At 61.4% G+C, this 20,445-nt stretch carries 20 protein-coding genes; 15 read left to right on the forward strand and 5 right to left on the reverse strand.

Annotated features, from left to right (window positions below; translation table 11 throughout):
* Nucleotides 1–393 precede the first annotated feature (393 nt).
* Both M1E16_RS15815 and M1E16_RS15820 read left to right on the forward strand, forming a co-directional pair.
* A complete protein-coding gene (locus tag M1E16_RS15815; protein WP_215005954.1) occupies nucleotides 394–1,983 on the forward strand; it encodes an ABC-F family ATPase in 1,590 nt (529 codons plus the stop codon).
* Nucleotides 1,984–2,248: 265 nt separating this feature from the next.
* Nucleotides 2,249–3,442: an MFS transporter gene (locus M1E16_RS15820; protein WP_458127828.1), complete on the forward strand. Its 1,194-nt coding sequence runs from the start codon at nucleotides 2,249–2,251 to the stop codon at nucleotides 3,440–3,442.
* Here M1E16_RS15820 and M1E16_RS15825 read toward each other — a convergent pair.
* Nucleotides 3,436–4,473 (reverse strand): alpha/beta hydrolase family protein, encoded by a 1,038-nt coding sequence (locus tag M1E16_RS15825; RefSeq protein WP_434573861.1) that lies wholly within the window; start codon nucleotides 4,471–4,473, stop codon nucleotides 3,436–3,438. The genes M1E16_RS15820 and M1E16_RS15825 overlap by 7 nt on opposite strands.
* A 183-nt stretch (nucleotides 4,474–4,656) precedes the next feature.
* Nucleotides 4,657–5,265 (reverse strand): FMN-dependent NADH-azoreductase, encoded by a 609-nt coding sequence (locus M1E16_RS15830; protein WP_305500692.1) that lies wholly within the window; start codon nucleotides 5,263–5,265, stop codon nucleotides 4,657–4,659.
* Nucleotides 5,266–5,393: 128 nt separating this feature from the next.
* Between M1E16_RS15830 and M1E16_RS15835 the strand changes: the two genes are divergently transcribed.
* Nucleotides 5,394–6,302: a LysR substrate-binding domain-containing protein gene (locus tag M1E16_RS15835; RefSeq protein ID WP_458127829.1), complete on the forward strand. Its 909-nt coding sequence runs from the start codon at nucleotides 5,394–5,396 to the stop codon at nucleotides 6,300–6,302.
* Complete coding sequence (locus M1E16_RS15840) at nucleotides 6,299–6,649, forward strand: MmcQ/YjbR family DNA-binding protein (protein ID WP_458127830.1); 351 nt, start codon at nucleotides 6,299–6,301, stop codon at nucleotides 6,647–6,649. Before M1E16_RS15835 ends, M1E16_RS15840 begins: the two co-directional genes overlap by 4 nt.
* A gap of 138 nt (nucleotides 6,650–6,787) precedes the next feature.
* On the opposite strand, the gene M1E16_RS15845 is transcribed toward M1E16_RS15840, so the two are convergent.
* Together M1E16_RS15845 and M1E16_RS15850 are read right to left on the reverse strand one after the other, a co-directional pair.
* Nucleotides 6,788–7,210 carry a DUF1294 domain-containing protein gene (locus tag M1E16_RS15845; protein WP_458127831.1) on the reverse strand — a complete coding sequence of 141 codons (423 nt, stop codon included), beginning with the start codon at nucleotides 7,208–7,210 and terminating at the stop codon, nucleotides 6,788–6,790.
* Entirely contained in the window at nucleotides 7,207–8,037 is an 831-nt protein-coding gene (locus M1E16_RS15850) for an undecaprenyl-diphosphate phosphatase (protein WP_458127832.1), read from the reverse strand. The genes M1E16_RS15845 and M1E16_RS15850 overlap by 4 nt, the downstream gene beginning before the upstream one ends.
* A gap of 269 nt (nucleotides 8,038–8,306) precedes the next feature.
* On the opposite strand from M1E16_RS15850, the gene M1E16_RS15855 reads away from it, so the two are divergent.
* From M1E16_RS15855 to M1E16_RS15895, 9 genes are all read left to right on the forward strand, one after another.
* The gene (locus M1E16_RS15855) at nucleotides 8,307–9,941 is read left to right on the forward strand and encodes a methyl-accepting chemotaxis protein (RefSeq protein WP_434630597.1); all 1,635 of its coding nucleotides are present in this window, start codon (nucleotides 8,307–8,309) and stop codon (nucleotides 9,939–9,941) included.
* 311 nt (nucleotides 9,942–10,252) lie between these two features.
* Nucleotides 10,253–10,816 carry a nicotinamide riboside transporter PnuC gene (pnuC, locus tag M1E16_RS15860; protein ID WP_458127833.1) on the forward strand — a complete coding sequence of 188 codons (564 nt, stop codon included), beginning with the start codon at nucleotides 10,253–10,255 and terminating at the stop codon, nucleotides 10,814–10,816.
* Complete coding sequence (locus tag M1E16_RS15865) at nucleotides 10,813–11,337, forward strand: AAA family ATPase (protein ID WP_458127834.1); 525 nt, start codon at nucleotides 10,813–10,815, stop codon at nucleotides 11,335–11,337. Before pnuC ends, M1E16_RS15865 begins: the two co-directional genes overlap by 4 nt.
* Before the next feature lie 309 nt (nucleotides 11,338–11,646).
* Nucleotides 11,647–12,096: a hypothetical protein gene (locus M1E16_RS15870; protein ID WP_434630588.1), complete on the forward strand. Its 450-nt coding sequence runs from the start codon at nucleotides 11,647–11,649 to the stop codon at nucleotides 12,094–12,096.
* 1 nt (nucleotide 12,097) lies between these two features.
* Nucleotides 12,098–12,676 (forward strand): adhesin, encoded by a 579-nt coding sequence (locus tag M1E16_RS15875; protein ID WP_458127835.1) that lies wholly within the window; start codon nucleotides 12,098–12,100, stop codon nucleotides 12,674–12,676.
* A 60-nt stretch (nucleotides 12,677–12,736) separates the two neighbouring features.
* Complete coding sequence (locus M1E16_RS15880) at nucleotides 12,737–13,708, forward strand: heme utilization protein (protein WP_305500678.1); 972 nt, start codon at nucleotides 12,737–12,739, stop codon at nucleotides 13,706–13,708.
* A 137-nt stretch (nucleotides 13,709–13,845) separates the two neighbouring features.
* Nucleotides 13,846–14,526, forward strand: coding sequence for a C39 family peptidase (locus M1E16_RS15885; protein WP_434600967.1), 681 nt, complete (start codon nucleotides 13,846–13,848; stop codon nucleotides 14,524–14,526).
* A 57-nt stretch (nucleotides 14,527–14,583) separates the two neighbouring features.
* The gene (locus M1E16_RS15890; RefSeq protein ID WP_458127836.1) at nucleotides 14,584–15,330 is read left to right on the forward strand and encodes a hypothetical protein; all 747 of its coding nucleotides are present in this window, start codon (nucleotides 14,584–14,586) and stop codon (nucleotides 15,328–15,330) included.
* Nucleotides 15,331–15,377: 47 nt separating this feature from the next.
* The gene (locus M1E16_RS15895; RefSeq protein WP_434573842.1) at nucleotides 15,378–16,661 is read left to right on the forward strand and encodes a hypothetical protein; all 1,284 of its coding nucleotides are present in this window, start codon (nucleotides 15,378–15,380) and stop codon (nucleotides 16,659–16,661) included.
* 138 nt (nucleotides 16,662–16,799) lie between these two features.
* Here M1E16_RS15895 and M1E16_RS15900 read toward each other — a convergent pair whose 3' ends face one another.
* A complete protein-coding gene (locus tag M1E16_RS15900; protein WP_458127837.1) occupies nucleotides 16,800–18,125 on the reverse strand; it encodes a sigma 54-interacting transcriptional regulator in 1,326 nt (441 codons plus the stop codon).
* Nucleotides 18,126–18,466: 341 nt separating this feature from the next.
* Between M1E16_RS15900 and M1E16_RS15905 the strand changes: the two genes are divergently transcribed.
* A complete protein-coding gene (locus tag M1E16_RS15905; protein WP_030142711.1) occupies nucleotides 18,467–18,733 on the forward strand; it encodes a hypothetical protein in 267 nt (88 codons plus the stop codon).
* Nucleotides 18,734–18,880: 147 nt separating this feature from the next.
* Complete coding sequence (gene nhaB / locus M1E16_RS15910; protein ID WP_434630576.1) at nucleotides 18,881–20,383, forward strand: sodium/proton antiporter NhaB; 1,503 nt, start codon at nucleotides 18,881–18,883, stop codon at nucleotides 20,381–20,383.
* Nucleotides 20,384–20,445: the final 62 nt, after the last annotated feature.

Here is a 20,445-nt window from a genome sequence, read left to right on the forward strand (position 1 = left end):
TCCAGAAGTGAACAGGCTGCTTCTCCGGGGCCAGCCAAGCGGCAAGGGAGATGGCGTCGAGTGAGATGGCATTTTAGCCACAGTTGCCGATTTAAAGTTATCCCTGCGTTGTGAAAAACTGTCTTGCCTGGGTTACACCCTATCGTTAACGCGGCCAGATCAGTACAATCGCCGCCAACTATCAAGCGCCCCCTCTGGCTGACACCGGCAATCCCGGCTTCGGCGCATATCCACTCGGGCCAGGCGCTCCGTATGCAGCTGTCCTCTATATGCCGGATGGACCCTTGCGCCAGTGACCGCCAAGCTGCTTGCGCGGTCGGGACTTGCGCAAACAGGTACTGAACAGGTACTGCCGCACCCTTAGCTACTCTGAATGTTCCGCAGGATAAACCTTTGATCTCTACAGCTAACATCACGATGCAGTTCGGCGCCAAGCCACTGTTCGAAAACGTCTCTGTCAAATTTGGCGCGGGTAACCGCTACGGCCTGATCGGCGCCAACGGTTGCGGCAAGTCGACCTTCATGAAAATCCTCGGCGGCGACCTCGAGCCGTCCGGCGGCCAGGTGATGCTCGAGCCGAACGTGCGCCTGGGTAAACTTCGCCAGGATCAGTTCGCCTACGAAGAATTCACCGTGATCGACACCGTGATCATGGGTCACGAAGAGCTGTGGAAGGTCAAGGCCGAGCGCGACCGCATCTATTCGCTGCCGGAAATGACCGAAGAAGACGGCATGGCCGTGGCTGAGCTGGAAACCGAATTTGCCGAGATGGACGGCTACACCGCCGAATCTCGCGCCGGTGAACTGCTGTTGGGCCTGGGGATTGGCATCGAGCAGCATTTCGGTCCGATGAGCGAAGTGTCGCCAGGCTGGAAACTGCGTGTGCTGCTGGCCCAGGCGCTGTTCTCCGACCCGGAAGTGCTGCTGCTCGACGAGCCGACCAACCACCTGGATATCAACACCATCCGCTGGCTGGAAAACGTACTGACCCAGCGTTCGAGCCTGATGATCATCATCTCCCACGACCGTCACTTCCTGAACAGTGTCTGCACCCACATGGCGGACCTGGACTACGGCGAGCTGCGCCTGTTCCCGGGCAACTACGACGAATACATGACCGTGGCGACCCAGTCCCGCGAGCAGCTGCTGTCGGACAACGCCAAGAAGAAAGCACAGATTTCCGAACTGCAGTCGTTCGTCAGCCGTTTCTCGGCCAACGCCTCGAAAGCCAAGCAGGCCACCTCCCGCGCCAAGCAGATCGACAAGATCCAGCTGGCCGAGGTCAAGCCATCGAGCCGCGTCAGTCCGTTCATCCGTTTCGAGCAGACCAAGAAGCTGCACCGCCAGGCGGTCATCGTCGAACGCATGGCCAAGGGCTTCGACGGCAAGCCGCTGTTCAAGGATTTCAGCTTCACCGTCGAAGCCGGTGAGCGCGTGGCGATCATTGGCCCGAACGGCATCGGCAAGACCACCTTGCTGCGCACCCTGGTCAATGAACTGGAACCGGATGCCGGTACCGTGAAATGGACCGACGCCGCGGAACTGGGCTACTACGCCCAGGACCACGCCCATGACTTCGAAGATGACGTCAACCTGTTCGACTGGATGGGCCAGTGGACCCAGGGTGGCGAGCAGTTGGTTCGTGGCACCTTGGGCCGCATGCTGTTTTCCAACGACGAGATCCTCAAGTCGGTCAAGGTCATCTCCGGTGGTGAACAAGGCCGCATGCTGTTCGGCAAGCTGATCCTGCAAAAGCCGAACGTGCTGGTGATGGACGAACCGACCAACCACTTGGACATGGAATCCATCGAAGCGCTGAACCTGGCGCTGGAAAACTATCCGGGCACGTTGATCTTCGTTAGCCACGACCGTGAGTTCGTATCGTCCCTGGCAACCCGCATCATCGAGCTCAGCGCCGACGGCGTGGTCGACTTCAGCGGCACCTATGACGACTACCTGCGCAGCCAGGGCGTGTTGTTCTAAAACAACTGCAAGCTGAAAGTAAAAGCCCTGTCCATGTGATGGGGCTTTTTCATTCCAACGGCACAGAACCGGATGCCCCTGTGGCGAGGGAGCTTGCTCCCGCTTGAGTGCGAAGCGCTCACCAAAAGGGCCGCTACGCAGCCCAGCGGGAGCAAGCTCCCTCGCCACGGGAACCACAACACACGAAAACCGTTAGCCTGCTTCCTTTTCTCCCCCGTACGCGCCATGATGAAGCACTCTTACCGCTGCCCGCGAACGAGCCGCCATGCCAACGCCCCAGCCCGCTTCCAGTTCCCTGTCGATCACCTTGCAGATCGTCTCCATCGTTTTTTATACCTTCATCGCCTTCCTCTGCATCGGCCTGCCGATTGCCGTGTTGCCTGGGTATGTCCATGAGCAACTGGGCTTCAGCGCGGTGGTGGCCGGGCTGACCATTGGCTCGCAGTATCTGGCGACCTTGCTCAGCCGGCCCATGGCCGGGCGACTGTCGGACAATGTCGGCACCAAGCGGGCGATCGTCTACGGCCTGGTGGGCATCCTGCTCAGTGGCGCGCTCACGCTGTTGTCGACGCTGCTGCAAAGCTTTCCGTTGCCCAGCCTGTTGATCCTGATTGCCGGGCGCTTGCTGCTCGGGGTCGCCCAAGGCCTGATCGGGGTCGGCACCATCAGTTGGTGCATGGGACAGGTCGGCGTGGAGCACACCGCCCGTTCGATCTCCTGGAACGGCATCGCTTCCTATGGCGCCATCGCCATCGGCGCACCGCTGGGCGTGGTCATGGTCGGCGGCCTGGGCTTCGCCAGCCTGGGCATCGCCTTGTCGTTATTGGCCGGCGGCGCATTGCTGCTGATTCGCAACAAACCCTCGGTGCCGGTCGTTCGCGGCGAGCGCCTGCCCTTCCGGGCCGTGTTCGGACGCATTGCACCGTTCGGGACAAGCCTGTGCCTGGCCTCGATCGGCTATGGCACCCTGACCACCTTCATCACCCTGTTCTACCTCAGCCGAGGCTGGACCGGCGCCGCCTGGTGCCTGACCGTTTTCGGCATCTGCTTCATCCTGTCACGGTTGCTGTTCATCTCCAGCATTGCCCGTTTCGGTGGCTTCAACTCGGCCATTGTCTGCATGAGCATCGAGACCCTGGGCCTGGTGCTGCTGTGGCTGGCGCCTACCACCGCATTCGCCTTGGTCGGCGCGGGGCTGGCGGGCTTCGGGTTGTCCCTGGTGTACCCGGCGCTGGGCGTGGAGGCCATCAAGCAGGTGCCCAACAGCAGCCGCGGCGCCGGCTTGAGTGCCTATGCGGTGTTCTTTGACCTGGCACTGGCGATTGCCGGACCGTTGATGGGCGCGGTGGCATTGAACCTGGGCTACTCGTCGATATTTTTCTTCGCCGCCTTACTGTCGATCATCGGCCTGGGCCTGACGCTCGTGTTGCGTCGGCGAGCCGAAAGCCCGCATCACTGATCGGCAGTCCGCAGGCCCGCACGGGTCGGCTTTCCCAGTGCCTGGCTGAAGAAGCGACTGGCTTCGGTGATCATCGTGCGGTGGATGTCCTTGCGATCAACGCCGTCGGCATCGGTACACAGCGCCGGCATCGCCGCGATCTGCTCGTCCGTGCAGGGCGCCATGAAAACAAAGTGCCCGGCCCCGGCCAACGTCTTGAAATCCGGCGCGGTAGGCAGCTTGCGCGCCAGGGCCGCGGCGTTCTTGTCGAAAGCCACCAGTTTGTCGCCGTCGCCGCTGTAGAGCAGCACCGGCACATGGACATCGGCCAGCGTGTGCCGACCGAACTTCAAACTCAACGGCGCCATCAGCAACAGCGCGCGGACCCTGGGATCGGCCACCGGATACAGGTCATCGCGGTCGGCAATCAGCTCACCCTGGGTATTACAGGCGTCACGGTCATCCGGTCGCTCCTGGCAATAACGGCGCAGGCGATTGAGGTCCGGCGTGGCGCCAGACAGGATCAGCGCGGTTTCGCCACCGGCCGAATAGCCGATCACCCCCACCTGCCCGGCGTTGACGAAGGGCGCCAGCATCGGGTCGTTCAGCGTCGCGGTGATGGCTTCGGAGATCTGGATCGGCCGCCCGTACAAGTTACTCAGCGTACCGAGCCGGCTGTGATCCTGGGCGTTATCGCCGGGATGAATCACCGCCACCACGACGAAGCCCTTGCGGGCCAGCGACGTGGCCAGATCATGCAGGGCCAGCGGCGTACCGGTATTGCCGTGGGACAGCATCAGCAGCGGAAACCGCCCGATGGCGATCTGTGCATCCGCCGCCGCATCGATCTGGTAGCCGCCCAACAGACTGGATTGCTCCTTCGCGGTGGAGGGGTAAAACGCGATGGCATGCATCGGCTGGTGGTCCAGCGGATCAGGAAAATCCAGCTCATGAAAGCCCGCGCTCCAATGCGGATGTGGCGCCGGCGCGGCCTGCACCGAACCGAGACCGCTCACCCAGCAAAACAGCAGCAGCGCACCAAGACGCATCATCGAATAGTCCACCTTCACCCACCCACCAGGAGCCACGTCGCTCGCCGCTCCGGCCATGCACGACCTGCGCCATGTTTCCCAGCGCCAAACGCAGGAAAACCCTGCACCCCAGCCATCCGATGACGACGAGAATACAGGGTTTTCCGGAGGTTGCCCGTAGAGCTTGATGCCTCGATGCAAGCCTTACGCAGCGGCAAACTGCTGGCTGATCTGCAGCTTGGCCTCGCTGATGGCCTTGGTGCGCATGTCGTCACCGTAAGCCAGGCCTTCGGCGCGAACAAATTCGATGTCGGTGATGCCGAGGAAACCGAACATCAACCTCAGGTATTGTTCATGCCCCACGCTGCTCGGTTGACCGGCGTGCAGGCCGCCCGAGGTGGAAACGATGACCAGCTTCTTGTCTCCACACAGGCCTTCCGGGCCGGCTTCGGTGTAGCGGAAGGTCTGGCCGGCCACGGCGATACGGTCGATCCAGGCTTTGAGTTGGGTCGGGATGCTGAAGTTGTACATCGGTGCTGCGATCACCACCGCGTCGGCGGCGAGGAACTCGGCCAGGGTCGACGCGCTGAGGTCAGCTTCGTGTTGTTGAGCGGCATCGCGCAATTCGGCGCTGGTGCCGGCAGCGACCAGGGTTTGCGCGGAAAAGTGGCTGATGGCGTCAGCGGCCAGGTCACGATAGGTGACGTTGATAGCTGGCTCGGCGGCTTTCCAGGCTTGCACCAGTTCACGGCTCAGTTGGCGCGAAGCGGAGTTGTCGCCGAGGATGCTCGAATCGATGTGCAACAGTTTCATGTGAATGCTCTCCAAGTGAGGATCGCAACCAGGCGATCAATTGAGAACAATCCTATCGATGAAGCCAATCCGAGATAAGTCTGCAAGAATGTGATGGTTCGTTCCACTGACAGGACAATCGATTCGACATGCAAGACCTTAATGACCTGTATTACTTTGCCAAGGTGGTTGAAGCCGGTGGCTTCGCGGCCGCCGGGCGCTTGCTGGGCATCCCCAAGTCACGCTTGTCACGGCGAATCGCCGAGCTCGAAGAGCGCCTTGACGCCCGACTCCTGCAACGCACCACCCGCCAGTTGAAGCTGACCGCCGTGGGTGAACGTTACCTGCGTCATTGCCAGGCCATGTTGCTGGAAGCGGAGATGGCCGACGAAGCGGTGGCGAGCATGTCCAGCGAGCCCCGTGGGCGTTTGCGGGTGTCGAGCCCGGTGGGCCTGGCGCACCAGTTCCTGCCGCTGATCATCGAAAGCTTCCTGGCGAAATACCCCCAGGTGCAGTTGGAAATGATCCTGCTCAACCGGCGCGTGGATCTGATCAGCGAGGGCATCGACGTGGCGTTGCGCGTCCGTGACCTGGGCGACGAAGACCCGCTGCTGATGACCCGGCGCTTGCGCCAGGCCCGCCTGACCCTGGTTGCCAGCCCGGTGCTCATTGAAGGGCGGCAGATCGAGACTCCGGACGACCTCAGGCAATTGCCGGTGCTGGGAGCGCTGGAGGCGGACCGTCTGGTGCATGTGCGCTTGCTCAGTACCGCAGGGCAAAGCGTCGAGCTGGCCCTGGAGGCGCGCCTGGGCATCGACGACTTTATCGTGCGGCGCGCCTGCACCCTGACGGGGCTGGGGTTTACCCTGTTGCCGAGCATGTATTGCGAAGAAGAACTGCGCGACGGTCGACTGGTGGAGCTATTGCCTGGATGGTCATCACCGGATGGCTGGCTCCAGGCGGTCTATCCTCACCGGCGCGGCATGCTGCCGGCGGTGCGCGCGTGGATCGATCATCTGGTGGAAGCTTTTGCACAATGTGGAGACAGGACGATATGAGCTTGAGCGAAGAGGACGTCGCGCAATTCTGCCTGGGCTTGCCGGGCGCCCGGGAAGACTATAAATGGGGCGGCGTGCGGGTATTCTCGATCGCCGGCAACAAGATGTTCGCCTTGCAGAACCTGCGGGGGAATTCGTTGGCGTTCAAGGTCGACAAGGACCTGTTTCTCGGCCATTGCGACCGCCCCGGCATTCATCCGGCGCCGTACCTGGCCAGGGCCCAATGGGTCATCATGCAAGTGCCCTACCCGCTGGGCGATGAGGAGCTGCGCAGTTTGTTGCGACGTTCCCATCAGTTGGTGGTCAGCAAGTTGCCCAAGCGCACGCAGGTTGGGTTGTTGCTGTAGCGGCTCAGCCGGGTTGCAGCCGCTGCATACCAATGTGGGAGCGAGCTTGCTCGCGATAGCGGTGCCACAGCCAGTGAAGATGTTGGATGTACCGGCGTCATCGCGAGCAAGCTCGCTCCCACAGGGAACGCATACCGATCAGAACAACGCCAACAGATGGCCGCCCAGGAACAACTGGTCGACCCAGAATCCCTGGTGCAACACCACGATGAACCAGAACACCACTTGAAACGACACTTTGCGGGTCTTGTGGCGAAACACCTGCTGGGCCAGCAATGCGCCCGGCCAGCCACCGGCGAGTTCGACCGCGTGCAGAACGTTCTCCGGCGTGCGCCAGGCATCGGCGCGTGCCTTGCGCTTGTCGCTCCAGTAAAGCAGGAACGCCACGGCACTGACGACTCCGTAAGCCGTTATGGGCACCCACGACTCGCCCCGCAATCCGAGCAGCAGCGAGCCAAAAAGCGGCAACGCGCAAAGAATCGCAAATACCGTCAACTTGAGGCGCAGGTTCTGCACCGCCCCGCCGGTGTTACGTGCGACTCGCCTGGCCGATTCGTTCAAGGCTGGGCAGCCGTCCAGTCGACCCAGCCGAATTGCCAGGTCGCCAGGATCAACAGGCCGAACGCAATCCGGTACCAGGCGAACACCGCATAACTGTGGCTGGCGATGAAGCGCAGCAGGCCCTTGACCGCGATCATGGCGAAGATGAACGCGGTGATGAAACCGATGGCAAACACCGGGAAATCCGCCGGGACAAACAGCTCGCGGTATTTATAACCCGAGTAGACCGCCGCGCCGACCATGGTTGGCATGGCCAGGAAGAACGAGAATTCGGTGGCGGTCTTGCGCGACAGGCCGAACAGCAGGCCGCCAATGATGGTTGCGCCGGAGCGAGAGGTGCCGGGAATCATCGCGATGCACTGGGCCAGGCCGACTTTCAGCGCATCCTTCCAGGTCATGTCATCCACGGTTTCGGCGTGCACCGTGTGCTGGCGCCTCTCGGCCCAGAGCATCACCAGACCACCCAATACCAGTGCCGTGGCGACCGTGATCGGGTTGAACAGGTAATGGTGGATCCAGTCGGCCAGCAGTACGCCCAGTATCACCGCAGGAAAAAACGCGATCAGCAGATTGGCGGTGAAGTGGCGAGCGCCGGGCTGGGTCGGCAGGCCCAGCACCACGTCGAAGATCTTGCGCCGAAACTCCCAGACCACCGCCAGGATCGCACCGAGCTGGATGATGATGTTGAACGCCATCGAGCGTTCCCCACCGAATTCGAGCAAGTCGGCGACGACGATCTGGTGCCCCGTACTGGAAATCGGCAGGAACTCCGTCAGCCCTTCTACCACGCCAAGAATCAATGCCGAAAAGGCCGTCCACAAATCCATTCATCCCCCAAAAAAGCCTGTCGTTTCAGGCCTTGTCGCTATTCAAATGTTACGCAGGTGCACGCAGCGGCTGCACGATAACCGCGACCTTGCAAAAAAAACCAATGAAAAATCAGAAGCGACTCAGGTTTTGCGCTGCGGGGCCGAAATCCTATCAGACAAGCCCTGATAACGCTGCCGCGTTATGACCCAGGTCAATCGCGCGTAGACGTCGAGCGTTAAAGTGCCGCCGTCGTTAATGACAAGAATAAAAACCGGAGTGACAGCGTATGAATAGCTTGCGCAGTGTATCGATCAGCCGACGCCTGTGGCTCATCCTGGTCGTGGCCATCGTGATGTTGTTCACGCTGGGCGCGTTCATGCTAAAGCAGATCCACATCGACCTGTATCAGGCCAAGGTGCAGAAAACCCAACATGTAGTGCAGACCGCCAGCGGCGTACTGAGCTATTACCATGGCCTGGAGACCGCCGGCACCCTGACGCGCGAGGCGGCGCAGAAGCAGGCGCTCAGCGCGGTGCGCGGCCTGCGTTATGACCACAATGACTACTTCTGGATCAATGACCTGGCGCCGGTCATGGTCATGCACCCGACCAACCCGAAACTTGAAGGGCAGAATCTTTCGGCCATCCGCGATCCGAACGGTTTTGCCCTGTTCAACGAAATGGTCGCCATCGCCAAGGCCAAGGGCGCCGGCATGGTCGATTACCTTTGGCCCAAGCCGGGCGCCGAGGCACCGGTGGGGAAAACGTCCTATGTGAAGCTGTTCGAGCCTTGGGGTTGGATCATCGGTTCGGGCGTGTACGTGGATGATGTACAGGCGGAATTCCAGTCCCAGTTGATCAAGGCTTCCTTGATCGGCTTGGCGATCACCTTGTTCATGGGCCTGCTGTTGACCCTGATCGTACGCAGCATCGTCCGGCCCTTGCAGGAGACAGTCAATGCCATGGCCAACATCGCCAGCGGCGAGAGCGACCTGACTCGCACCCTCGATACCCATGGCCAGGACGAAGTCACGCAATTGGCCAGGCACTTCAATGCCTTCACCGCCAAGCTGCGCCAGGTGGTGGGTCAGTTGCAGGTCTCAGCCAGCGAGTTGGGGCAATCGTCCAGCGACCTGGGCAACGACGCCGCCCAGGCCCAGCAGCGCAGCCAGCAGCAATCGCAACAGATGGAGCTGGTGGCGACCGCCATCAACGAAGTGACTTATGGCGTGCAGGATGTGGCGAAGAATGCCGAACACGCCGCCAGCGAAATGCGCGACGCCGAATCCCAGGCCCAGCAGGGCCAGGTGAACATCGACGGCAGCCTGCAGCAGATCGACCGGCTCTCCCAGACCATCGACCAGGCCGTGGAAGTGATCCGCACCCTGGCCAGCGAAAGCACCCAGATCGGCAGCGTGCTGGAAGTGATCCGCTCGATTGCCGAGCAGACCAACCTGCTGGCGCTCAACGCCGCCATTGAAGCCGCCCGCGCCGGCGAGCAAGGTCGCGGTTTTGCCGTTGTGGCTGATGAAGTGCGCTTGCTGGCCCAGCGCACCCAGAAGTCCACCGCTGAAATCCAGGCGATGATCGAACGCCTGCAAAATCATTCCGAAGCCGCGGTGAAAGTCATCAGCGACAGCAGCCGTGCCTCGCAGCTGACCATCGAGCAGGCCGGACTGGCCGGCGCCAGCCTCAATGCCATCGGCCAGGCCCTGCGCAATCTCAACAGCCTGAACGCCTCCATCGCCAGCGCCACCCTGCAACAGGCGCATGTGGTGGAAGACATCAACCAGAACGTCACCCAGGCCGCCGGCCTGTCCCACAGCACCGCCATGGCCGCGGAACAGTCCAGCGTGGCAAGCGCCCGCCTCAAAGGCCTGAGCGAACAACTGAACGGCCTGCTCAAGCAGTTTCGAGTCTGAGGCTGGTGGTCCCACAGTGGTTTTGTGTTGGCCCCAGATTTGGTGCCCACCACAAAACTCCCTGTGGGAGCGAGCCTGCTCGCGAATGCAATAGCACATTCAGCACTGATGCAAGCTGACCCGCCGCCTTCGCGAGCAGGCTCGCTCCCACATTGGTTTTTGTGTTGGCCCTGGATTTAGTGCCCACCGCAAATCCCCTGTGGGAGCGAGCCTGCTCGCGAATGCGGTAGCACAGCCAGCACCAGGATTGGAGCTCCGCCCGCCATAACGTTTACAATCCCCGCCCTCTTCGTCTTCCCCAAGGAACCGCCATGTCCGGGCTTGAACTGTTTGCCGCAGCCCTCGGCGTGATCGCTGTCTGGTTGACCGTCAAGCAGAATCCCTGGTGCTGGCCGATCGGCCTGGTCATGGTGCTGCTGTACAGTTGGTTCTTCTTCGACGTGAAGTTGTACTCCGACATGCTCTTGCAGATGGTCTACGCCGTCCTGCAACTGTATGGCTGGTGGCAGTGGACCCGCGCCGGACACAATCACCATGGTCGGCAGGTGACGTATCTGGGTACCCCGTCAGTGCTGCTCAGCCTCGCCCTCGGTGCGACGGGCAGCCTGATGCTCGGGACGGCCATGGCGCATTGGACCGACGCCGCCCAACCCTGGCTCGACGCGGCGCTGACCGGTTTCAGCCTGGTGGCCCAGTGGTGGATGGCGCAAAAGCGCGTGCAGTGCTGGCCGCTGTGGATCGTCCTGGATGTGATTTTCGTCGGCCTGTTCGTCTACAAGGGCCTGTACCTGACCGCCGTGCTCTACGCGCTGTTCACCCTGCTGGCGGTGCAAGGCTGGCGGGAATGGCGCGCTGACCCGGCCCTGCGCACATGAAAGTAGTCGTACTGACCGGCCCGGAATCCAGCGGCAAGAGCTGGCTGGCCGGGCAACTGCAGACGCATTTCGGTGGTTTGCGGGTGGACGAATACGTGCGCCACTTCATGGAGCAAACCCAGCGTGATACCTGCCTGGCCGACATCACAGATATCGCCACCGGGCAACTCGCCTGGGAAGACGCGGCACGCGCCCGGCAGCCGGCGCTGCTGATCCTCGATACCCATCTGTTGAGCAATATCCTCTGGAGCCAGACCCTGTTCGGTGGTTGCCCGGATTGGCTCGAACCCGCCTTGCTGGCGCGCCATTACGATTTGCATCTGCTGCTCAGCCCCGAGCAGGTCGAATGGGTCGGAGACGGTTTGCGCTGCCAGCCGGAGCTGGCAGAACGGGTGAGGTTTTTCGAGACCATCAGGGACTGGCTGGTTCGCCACCAACAACCGTTCCTGTTGATTGAAGGCGACTGGGAGCAACGGCGCGAGCAAGCGTTCGCGGCCGTTGCGCGGCTCCTCCAGGCCTGAGGTTGTTTCATCGTTGAAACATCATTGATGCGCCGAGCCCGGATTCAAAGCCACTCCGATCCGTTGCGACCCTGACTGTAAAGTCACTGATACACCGCCCCCCGAACGCCTGGATCCAGAGCCCAGCGGCAGCGGCGGGCCGTTGCGGGCCGCGAGCCTGTCTCAGCGATGAAACAGGTCCCGCCAACGGATCTGCGCCCTTCTCACAAGCCATTGAATCCGAAGTCTTTTCCAAACACGGCACAACACCTGCTCTTCCCTTCGCAGCGCTGACTAGGGCCAGCGTCCAGCGAAGAAGGAATCGATGTCATGGGGACTTCCAACAGAAATCTGACCTGTCTGTTGTTGATCGGCTGCGCCGTCGGTGCGACGACGCTCAGCCTGCCGGCCCAGGCCGAGGGTAACGGTGTCATCGTACTCGACCGTGACGTGCAACCGGTTCATTTCGGTCGAAATGGCGGCAAAGACCCCTACCCGACCACCGTCAATGCCAATCCGTCCGTCCGGATCAACCAGGCGACCGCCAGTACCGAGCTCAGCGACGGCGAATTTGCCGGTGTCGCCAGCGGCTCGACAATCCGCAACACCATCACTGCGAACACCGGCGTGCAGGGCGTCAATGTCGTGACAAACCCCAACGGGATGCCGGGCATGAGTGCCGGCCACGGTGGCGGCAGCGGTGGCGCCATCTCGGGCACCATCAACCGCTCGCTGAGTTCCGGCCTGGCCCCTCTGGGTCGGTTGGCGGGAGGCCAGTGAGATGAATCCAACCTGGCTCATGGTTGCCCTGCTCGGCAGCTCCACCGTGCTCGCCGCCCCGGGCGTGGCGGTGGTCAACCAGGCCGACCTGGAAAATTCCGGCGGTCGCTACACCGGTAATTTCAACGTCAACCAGGCGGCTGGCGACCAGACCCAGCAGACCAACACCCGTGCCATCGCCATCGGCACCGATGCCCACGCAAGCACCGTCGTGCACCAGCGCCTCGATACGCCGGCCAACCCGGCGATGAACGCGAGCGCGCGTATCGGCGGCAATTCTTTCACCAACGGCAACGGCGTGCTGGGCGTCAACCAGTCCGCCGGGGCCAACAACCAGATGGCCAATGTCATGCGAGTGGGCATCAGTGCCCACCCGCAGAGCATGGACGACAGTGCCCTTTCCCAACAGAACGTGGCGCTGGTACCGAACTCGGGAGCAACTGACACCCCAACCGGCAGTCGCCAGGTCGCCATCAGCGACCAGGCCTTCACCGGCAGCCGAGGGGTGATCCAGGTGAACCAGAGTGCCGGGGTGGGGAACCGCATGGCCAACACCCTGAGCATCCGGGTCGCAGACTGACCCGGCGCAGTGGATAAGAACGTACCGACACTTAACCAACGACACGCAAGGAGAAACACCATGAAACCTACAATGGCGCTCAAACCATTGGTTTTCGCTCTCGCCGCTGTCATGGCAATGGCTGCGCAGGCCGGCGGAAACGGTAACGGCCACGGCAACGGTCATGGCAACCACGGCCCTCAAGGGCCAACGCTGGATCAGTTGCTTTCCATCAGCGCCGGCGCAGGGGCCACGGTGCTGGACGAGCAGAACAGCGATGGCAACGTGGTGACCAACCAGGCCACCCGCAACACCGCTGAAGCCACTGATTCGCTCAACGGCAGCAACGGCAACATGGGCGCCAACATCGCCGCCGGCGACGGCAACCAGCAAGACAATGCCGCCGCCCTGGCCACCGCCGACGAAAGCTTCATCTTCGGTTCGGCTGTCGCAGCGTCCAGCGCCACACAAGTCAATAACAACAACTATGTGAAGAACAACTCGACGCAGAACAACGCCTCGCTCACCAGCGCGGGCAACAACGGCTCCGGCAACATCGGCATCAACGTGACCGCCGGCAACTTCAACCAGCAGAAAAACAACCTGGCCATCGCCGTATCGGGCGGCCGCGTCGCCCAGGCTTCCGCCGCGGCCGACCAGTCCTCCACCGGCCTTGTCGTCGACAACAAAGGCGTGCGGACCTACAAGACCGACACCCTCACCAGCACCTCCGAGGCTTCCGGCACCTTCAAGGCCAAAGGCACCGGTACCGTCGAGGATGACGGCGGCTGGGGCAACAAGGGCGGCTACGGTGGTGGTCACGATGACGACAAGTTCAAGTTCTCCGCCGTGGGCACTTTCGAACTGGCCGGCAGCAATACCCAACAGGTGCTGACTCGCGACGGTTGGAAAAACCCGGTCTACAACAACGCCACCATGACCAACTCCATGAACGGCTTCTCCGGTAACGGCGGCGCCAACGTGTCGGCGGGCGTGGGCAACCAGCAAAGCAACTCGCTGTCGATTGCTGCCGGCTGCAAGGCTTGCATGTAAAAAAGTACCCCCGTGGGAGCGAGCCCTGCTCGCGAAGGCATTGGATCAGTGACCTTGGTGTTGCCTGACACACTGCTATCGCGAGCAGGCTCGCTCCCACAGGGGCTTTTCCCCGGGTATCACTAGGCGTATCGACCATGCGTGCGACTGCCCTTTGCCTGTTGGTTTTGCTTGCCGGCTTGACCGAAGCCGCGCAGATGCCGGTCGCCGCCCTGCCTGGCGGCATGCTGGTCTACAAACCCGTGCAAAGCGTACGCGAGCGCAAGTTCAGCGACATCGTCGAGCAGAAGACCGATTTCAGTTGTGGCGCCGCGGCGCTGGCCACTGTGTTGCGCCAGGCCTATTGGCTGGACGTCGACGAAGAGCATGTCATCAAGGGCATGCTGGTCAATGCCGACCAGGATCTGGTCCGCACCCAGGGTTTCTCCATGCTGGACATGAAGCGCTACGTGGAAACCATCGGCATGCGCGCCCGCGGCTATCGGATACCACCGGAAAAACTCGCCGCGGTGACGATCCCGGTCGTGGTCCTGATGGAAATTCGCGGCTACAAGCACTTCGTGGTATTGCAGCGGGCGGACAAGCGATGGGTATATATCGCCGACCCGGTGCTTGGTCACAAACGCTACGCCCATGACGAATTCGTAAAAGGCTGGAACGGCATTGTCTTCGCCATCGTCGGCCCCGGCTATGACAAGACCAACGCCTTGCGCAGCCCTCCGCAACCTCTGACAGCGCGCAACAAGCTGGACGGTTTTAATCCGGTCAAGGACGCGGAACTGATGGATTTCGGCTTCATCCAGAGCGACTTTTTCTAATCGCCGAACAACTGCCAATAAAAATACAAAAGGAGCAGGACGCTCCGGGAGCAACAGATGAAACGCTCATACTGGCTCACGCTGGCCTGCCTGGCCGCAACGACGTCGGGTCTTGCCCACGCCGGTTTCAAACCGATCGAAGTCCAGGACCAGGAGCTCGCCGAGCTGCGTGGTCGCTACGTCATGCCCGGACGAGTCATCAGTTTTGGCATCGTCATGAGCAGCACCTGGCGCAACGCCAGTGGCGACCTGATCGGCGCTTCCAGTTCCATGCAGATCCAGGCTGCAACGGTCAAACCGCAGTTCTACGTCTCCACGATCAAGCAGACCGGCAACGGCAGCGCCCCGGAACAGGGTGGCGGCACGATCACCGGCGGCGCCGGTCTCGGCTCGGGCCAGGGCGTAACCCAGAGCGTGCGCGCCGCGGGCGACAGCAACAGCGCGTACAACAATGTCAGCATCAACGTGAAAGAAAGCAGCCAGGCATCTGCCCTGGCGCCCGCCCAAGGCCAATTGCTCGACAAGGGCCAGACCATCAGCGGCAGCAACGCCGCCGGCAGCGTGGCGGTCACCGCCACCGGCAGCGGCGTGCAGATGGCAATCCAGGCCAACCACAACCAGGGCAGCACCCTGCAACAGGTTGCCCAGGGCGGCTTGCTGCAAAACACCCGCCTGCTGGGCAACGGCAACCTGGTCAACAACATGACCCAGCTCAACGTGGTGCTGAACAGCAACGGCCCCAGCGCCGGGGCATTGGACTGCAACCTGACGCAGCTGCGTGGCCTTCGAAACCTCGGATATTGAACTACGCTGATCTCCGATCATTGGGCTAACTAGGGACGGCATATTTCATGTATCGATCCGTATCGTTGCGCGCTGTGATGTGTTTAAGCACGATGTTTCCGGCGACCGTGCTGCAAGCGGCACCGGACGCGGACATCGAGGCCCTGAAGCAAGAACTTCTCGAGCTCAAGCAACGCTACGAGGTCCAGCAAAAAGCCCTGGCGGTACTCGAACAGCGAGTCCGCCAGGTCGAGGATCAACCCGCCGCCCCGCCGCCCAAGCGCCTGGCCAAGTCTCCCGCCGACATGAAAGGCAACCAAGGCGTGGCCGGCAGCGGCGCGGCAACGGCGGGTGGCAGTGGTTACGGGCAATCCCTGGCCGACGACTCGCAACCGGCCCAGAGCGTCTCCAACCTGTATGACGAAGCCAGCGGCTTTTTCGGCGGCGGCAAATTCAGCTTCGAAACCGGCGTGACCTACTCGCGGTACGACACCCGGCAACTGATCCTCAACGGCTTCCTGGCCCTGGATTCGATTTTCCTTGGCAACATCAACCTGGACCGGATCAAGGCGGACACCTGGACCCTGGACCTTACCGGTCGCTACAACTTCGACAATCGCTGGCAGTTCGACCTCAACGTGCCGGTGATCTACCGCGAGTCCACTTACCAGTCCGGTGGCGCCAACCAGGGCGCGGCCGGCGTCACCAGCGAAGAAACGGTGACCCGCGACCCCACCATCGGCGACGTCAATTTCGGCATTGCGTACAAGTTCATGGATGAATCGGTCAACAGCCCGGACGCGGTGGTGACCCTGCGCGTCAAGGCACCCACCGGCAAGGATCCGTTCGGCATCAAGCTGCGCCAGTCCCAGGCCAACACCAACCTGTTCGTGCCGGAAGACCTGCCCACCGGTAACGGCGTGTGGTCGATCACGCCCGGGATATCCCTGGTCAAGACCTTCGACCCGGCAGTACTGTTCGGCAGCCTGTCCTACACCCACAACTTCGAAGAGTCGTTCGACGACATCAGTTCCACCGTCAACCAGGAAGTGCCAGGCAAGGTGCGCATCGGCGACAGCTTCCAGATCGGCGCGGGCATCGCCTTTGCCTTGAACGAGAAGATGAGCATGTCGTTCTCGGTCTCGGACCTGATCCAGAAGAAAAGCAAGCTCAAGCAGGACGGCGGGGACTGGGAATCGGTGGTCTCCAGCGACGCCAACGCCGGATACTTCAACATCGGCATGACGGTGGCCGCCAGCGACAACCTGACCATCGTGCCCAACCTGTCCATCGGGCTGACCGACGATGCGCCGGATTTCACCTTCAGCCTGAAATTGCCGTATTACTTCTAAGGCCGGTGACGCCCCACGACATTCCGCTGTGGGAGCGAGCCTGCTCGCGAAGACGGTGTGTCAGTCGACATGATTGTGGCTGATCCGCCGCCTTCGCGAGCAGGCTCGCTCCCACTTTTTGACTGGTCGTTGGGCTGCTCAGCGAATCTGATGCTTGTGCAACAGCCGATAGAACGTCGGCCGCGAAACGCCCAGCACGCGGGCCGCCACGCTGAGGTTATCGCTGTGGCGGTTGAGCACATCGCTCAACGCCTGGCGCTCGGCGCGGGTCTTGTAGTCTTCCAGGGTACCCATCGGTGCGGCGACGCCCTGCTGGCCGACAAGGCCAAGGTCGCGAGCCTCGATCTGCCGTCCTTCGGCCAGCACCAGGCCGCGACGGACGCGGTTGGCCAGCTCCCGCACATTGCCGGGCCAGTCGTGCATGCCCATCGCCGCTAGCGCGTCCTCGCTGAAACTGCGCGGCCGGCGACCGGTTTCGTGGCTGTAGAAATGGGCAAAGTGGCTGGCCAGCATCGACAGGTCGCCATGGCGTTCGCGCAGCGGTGCCATGACCACTTGCAAGACGTTGAGGCGGTAATACAGGTCCTCACGAAAACGCCGATGCTCGATGGCCGCCTCCAGGTCGACATGCGTCGCCGCCAGCACCCTCACATCGACGGCAATCGGTTGGCTGCCGCCTACACGCTCGATGTGCTTTTCCTGCAAAAAGCGCAGCAGGTTGGCCTGCAGCTCCAACGGCAGATCGCCGATCTCATCGAGAAACAACGTGCCGCCATGAGCGGCTTCGATCCGTCCGATCTTGCGTTGATGAGCGCCGGTGAAAGCGCCCTTCTCGTGGCCGAACAGCTCGGACTGGATCAGGTGCTCGGGGATCGCGCCACAATTTATGGCAATGAACGGCTTGTTACGCCGGTGCGATTGGCAATGCAGGGTGCGCGCGACCAGCTCCTTGCCCGTGCCGCTTTCACCACGAATCAATACCGGCGACTCGGCGGGGGCCAGCTTGCCCAATAATTTGCGCAGCTCGCGAATCGGCTTGCTGTCGCCCAGCAGCTCATGTTCAGGCTGATTGATGTGAACCGCGCCCCGCCCCCTCAACCGCGCCATGCCGAACGCCCGGCCCAATGTCACCTGGACGCGGGAGACATCGAACGGCAAGGTATGGAAGTCAAAAAACCATTCGCAGACAAAATCGCCGACGTTTTGCAGGCGCAGCACTTCCTGACTGAGCACGGCGATCCACTCGGCGCCGCTGCGGCGAATCAATTCCTTGACGGCCTCGGGACGCTCCAGGTGAAAAGGCTGCAGGCGCAACAAGCCGACGTCACACGTCCGGTCGCTGGCGTGTTCCAGGGAGCAGCTGTCGACGTCCCAACCGATGTCGCGCAGGCCCGGTAACAGGCGATAGCAATCATCGCAAGGATCGACCACGAGCAGACGACGCAACGCACTGGTTTCAATCACGACTGATCCTTGGCGCCAAAATAAGGAAATATGATTAGAAACAGGCGTTTGGCGAACCTGCATGTAACAGTAGCAAGAACTTGACACTTGCTTGTATCGATTAGTTATCAGGACATCAGAGAACCGGTTATAAGCGGGCGTTTCGTTAGTTCACCTCGCTGCGAATCTTTCATCCCCCTTTCAAACAAAAGTCCGAAAGCCTGGTCTGAAAGAAAATCGAAATTTATTCATCGATTGTGTGACCTGCTCCCGGGTTCGGGACATCAGTACAAGTAACCAGCCGCACGGTACGCCCAACCGACGGCAGATCATTTGATTGGGCACTATTGAGAGATAACGCCATGAACGCCCCGCTCCGTATCAACGAAGCTCTTTTGATTGCCGACCGCGCATTCCGTCCTTTCCAATGCGTGGCCTGGGCCCCACAAGACGGTAACGGCGAACTCAGCCTGACCGTCATCGACCGCACCAACACCCACATCGGCCGGACCCAGATCCCCAGCAGTGCCTATACGGACCCAGCGCAACTTGCCGACCTGTTGAAGCAGGCCCGTGCCGAGTTGAGCCAGGAAGGTTACAAACTGCAATCGTGGTCCATGCCTGAATAAATCCATGACCAGCCGGTGGTTGTTTGCCGGGCCTGGCATCGGATCGAAAGCCTTAATCGGCACTGAGGCCGGATTTATCCGGCCCCACGCTTGATATTCCTCTTTTGTTACGGCAATTTGCGCGCTTCTAATTAAAAGGAGCAGCCAATGTCCGGCCCAATGGCTCAAGCGTTCGCGCACAACTTTCTGGGGCATTCTCCGCGCTGGTACAAGGCGTGCATCATCACCTTCCTGATTCTCAACGCCGTGGTGCTATTCACACTCGGCCCGGTCGTTACCGGCTGGCTGTTGGTTGTGGAGTTCATCTTCACCCTCGCCATGGCGCTGAAATGCTACCCGCTGATGCCGGGCGGACTGTTGATGATCGAAGCCCTGGCCATGGGCATGACCACGCCCAAGGCCCTGTATGACGAACTGCTTCACAACTTCCCGGTCATCCTGCTGCTGATGTTCATGGTGGCGGGCATCTATTTCATGAAGGATCTGCTGCTGTTTCTGTTCTCGCGCCTGCTGTTGGGCGTGCGCTCCAAGGCGCTGCTTTCCTTGATGTTCTGCTTTCTCTCGGCGTTTCTCTCGGCGTTTCTCGATGCACTGACGGTCACCGCGGTGATCATCAGTGCCGCCGTCGGGTTCTATTCGGTGTATCACCGCGTTGCGTCCGGCAATGACCCGCGCCAGGACAGCAGCGTTGATGAAGACCATGACCTGCCTTCCCTGCACCATGAAGACCTGGACCAGTTCCGCGCGTTCCTGCGCAGCCTGCTGATGCATGGCGCCGTGGGCACCGCGTTGGGTGGTGTCTGTACTTTGGTGGGCGAACCGCAGAACCTGCTGATCGGCCATGAGATGGGTTGGCATTTCGCGGAATTCTTCCTCAAGGTCGCGCCGGTGTCGCTGCCGGTTCTGGTAGCCGGACTGGTGACCTGCGTGGCGCTGGAGAAGCTGCGCTGGTTCGGCTATGGCACGCTGCTGCCGGAGAATGTGCGAGCGGTTCTGGCCGATTACGCCGAACAGGACAATCTCGATCGCACCGCACGCCAACGCGCGGCACTCATCGTCCAGGGTCTCGCGGCGCTGCTCCTGATCGTCGCCCTGGCCCTGCACATTGCCGAGGTCGGCCTGATCGGCCTGGCAGTGATCGTCCTGATCACCGCCTTTACCGGAATCACTGACGAGCACCGACTCGGCAGCGCATTCAAGGACGCCATGCCGTTCACTGCGCTGCTGGTGGTGTTCTTTGCGGTGGTCGCGGTCATTCATGACCAGCAGCTGTTTACACCGCTGATCCAATGGGTCCTGGCCCTGCCGGCCGATCAACAGCCCGGCATGCTGTTCATCGCCAATGGCCTGTTGTCGGCCATCAGCGACAACGTCTTCGTCGCCACCATCTATATCACCGAAGTGAAACAGGCCTTTGTGGCCGGCCACATGAGCCGCGAGCAGTTCGAGACCCTGGCGGTCGCCATCAACACCGGCACCAACCTGCCCAGCGTCGCCACGCCCAACGGCCAGGCAGCGTTCCTGTTTCTGCTGACGTCGGCGATCGCTCCGCTGATCCGCCTGTCCTACGGTCGGATGGTCTGGATGGCCGTGCCGTATACGGTGGTGATGGGCGGCCTTGGCTGGTATGCGGTGACCTATTGGCTATAGAGCTATCGCTCGATACCTGTGTTTTTTGTGGCGAGGGAGCTTGCTCCCTCCCACAAGAGCGC

Source organism: Pseudomonas sp. Z2-11 (assembly GCF_054161305.1).

Coding starts and splice junctions, on each gene's coding strand:
- M1E16_RS15820 (WP_458127828.1), top strand. CDS start 2,249: ATGCCAACGCCCCAGCCCGCTTCCAGTTCCCTGTCGATCACCTTGCAG.
- M1E16_RS15825 (WP_434573861.1), bottom strand. CDS start 4,473: ATGATGCGTCTTGGTGCGCTGCTGCTGTTTTGCTGGGTGAGCGGTCTC.
- M1E16_RS15830 (WP_305500692.1), bottom strand. CDS start 5,265: ATGAAACTGTTGCACATCGATTCGAGCATCCTCGGCGACAACTCCGCT.
- M1E16_RS15835 (WP_458127829.1), top strand. CDS start 5,394: ATGCAAGACCTTAATGACCTGTATTACTTTGCCAAGGTGGTTGAAGCC.
- M1E16_RS15840 (WP_458127830.1), top strand. CDS start 6,299: ATGAGCTTGAGCGAAGAGGACGTCGCGCAATTCTGCCTGGGCTTGCCG.
- M1E16_RS15850 (WP_458127832.1), bottom strand. CDS start 8,037: ATGGATTTGTGGACGGCCTTTTCGGCATTGATTCTTGGCGTGGTAGAA.
- M1E16_RS15855 (WP_434630597.1), top strand. CDS start 8,307: ATGAATAGCTTGCGCAGTGTATCGATCAGCCGACGCCTGTGGCTCATC.
- pnuC (WP_458127833.1), top strand. CDS start 10,253: ATGTCCGGGCTTGAACTGTTTGCCGCAGCCCTCGGCGTGATCGCTGTC.
- M1E16_RS15865 (WP_458127834.1), top strand. CDS start 10,813: ATGAAAGTAGTCGTACTGACCGGCCCGGAATCCAGCGGCAAGAGCTGG.
- M1E16_RS15870 (WP_434630588.1), top strand. CDS start 11,647: ATGGGGACTTCCAACAGAAATCTGACCTGTCTGTTGTTGATCGGCTGC.
- M1E16_RS15875 (WP_458127835.1), top strand. CDS start 12,098: ATGAATCCAACCTGGCTCATGGTTGCCCTGCTCGGCAGCTCCACCGTG.
- M1E16_RS15880 (WP_305500678.1), top strand. CDS start 12,737: ATGAAACCTACAATGGCGCTCAAACCATTGGTTTTCGCTCTCGCCGCT.
- M1E16_RS15885 (WP_434600967.1), top strand. CDS start 13,846: ATGCGTGCGACTGCCCTTTGCCTGTTGGTTTTGCTTGCCGGCTTGACC.
- M1E16_RS15890 (WP_458127836.1), top strand. CDS start 14,584: ATGAAACGCTCATACTGGCTCACGCTGGCCTGCCTGGCCGCAACGACG.
- M1E16_RS15895 (WP_434573842.1), top strand. CDS start 15,378: ATGTATCGATCCGTATCGTTGCGCGCTGTGATGTGTTTAAGCACGATG.
- M1E16_RS15905 (WP_030142711.1), top strand. CDS start 18,467: ATGAACGCCCCGCTCCGTATCAACGAAGCTCTTTTGATTGCCGACCGC.
- nhaB (WP_434630576.1), top strand. CDS start 18,881: ATGTCCGGCCCAATGGCTCAAGCGTTCGCGCACAACTTTCTGGGGCAT.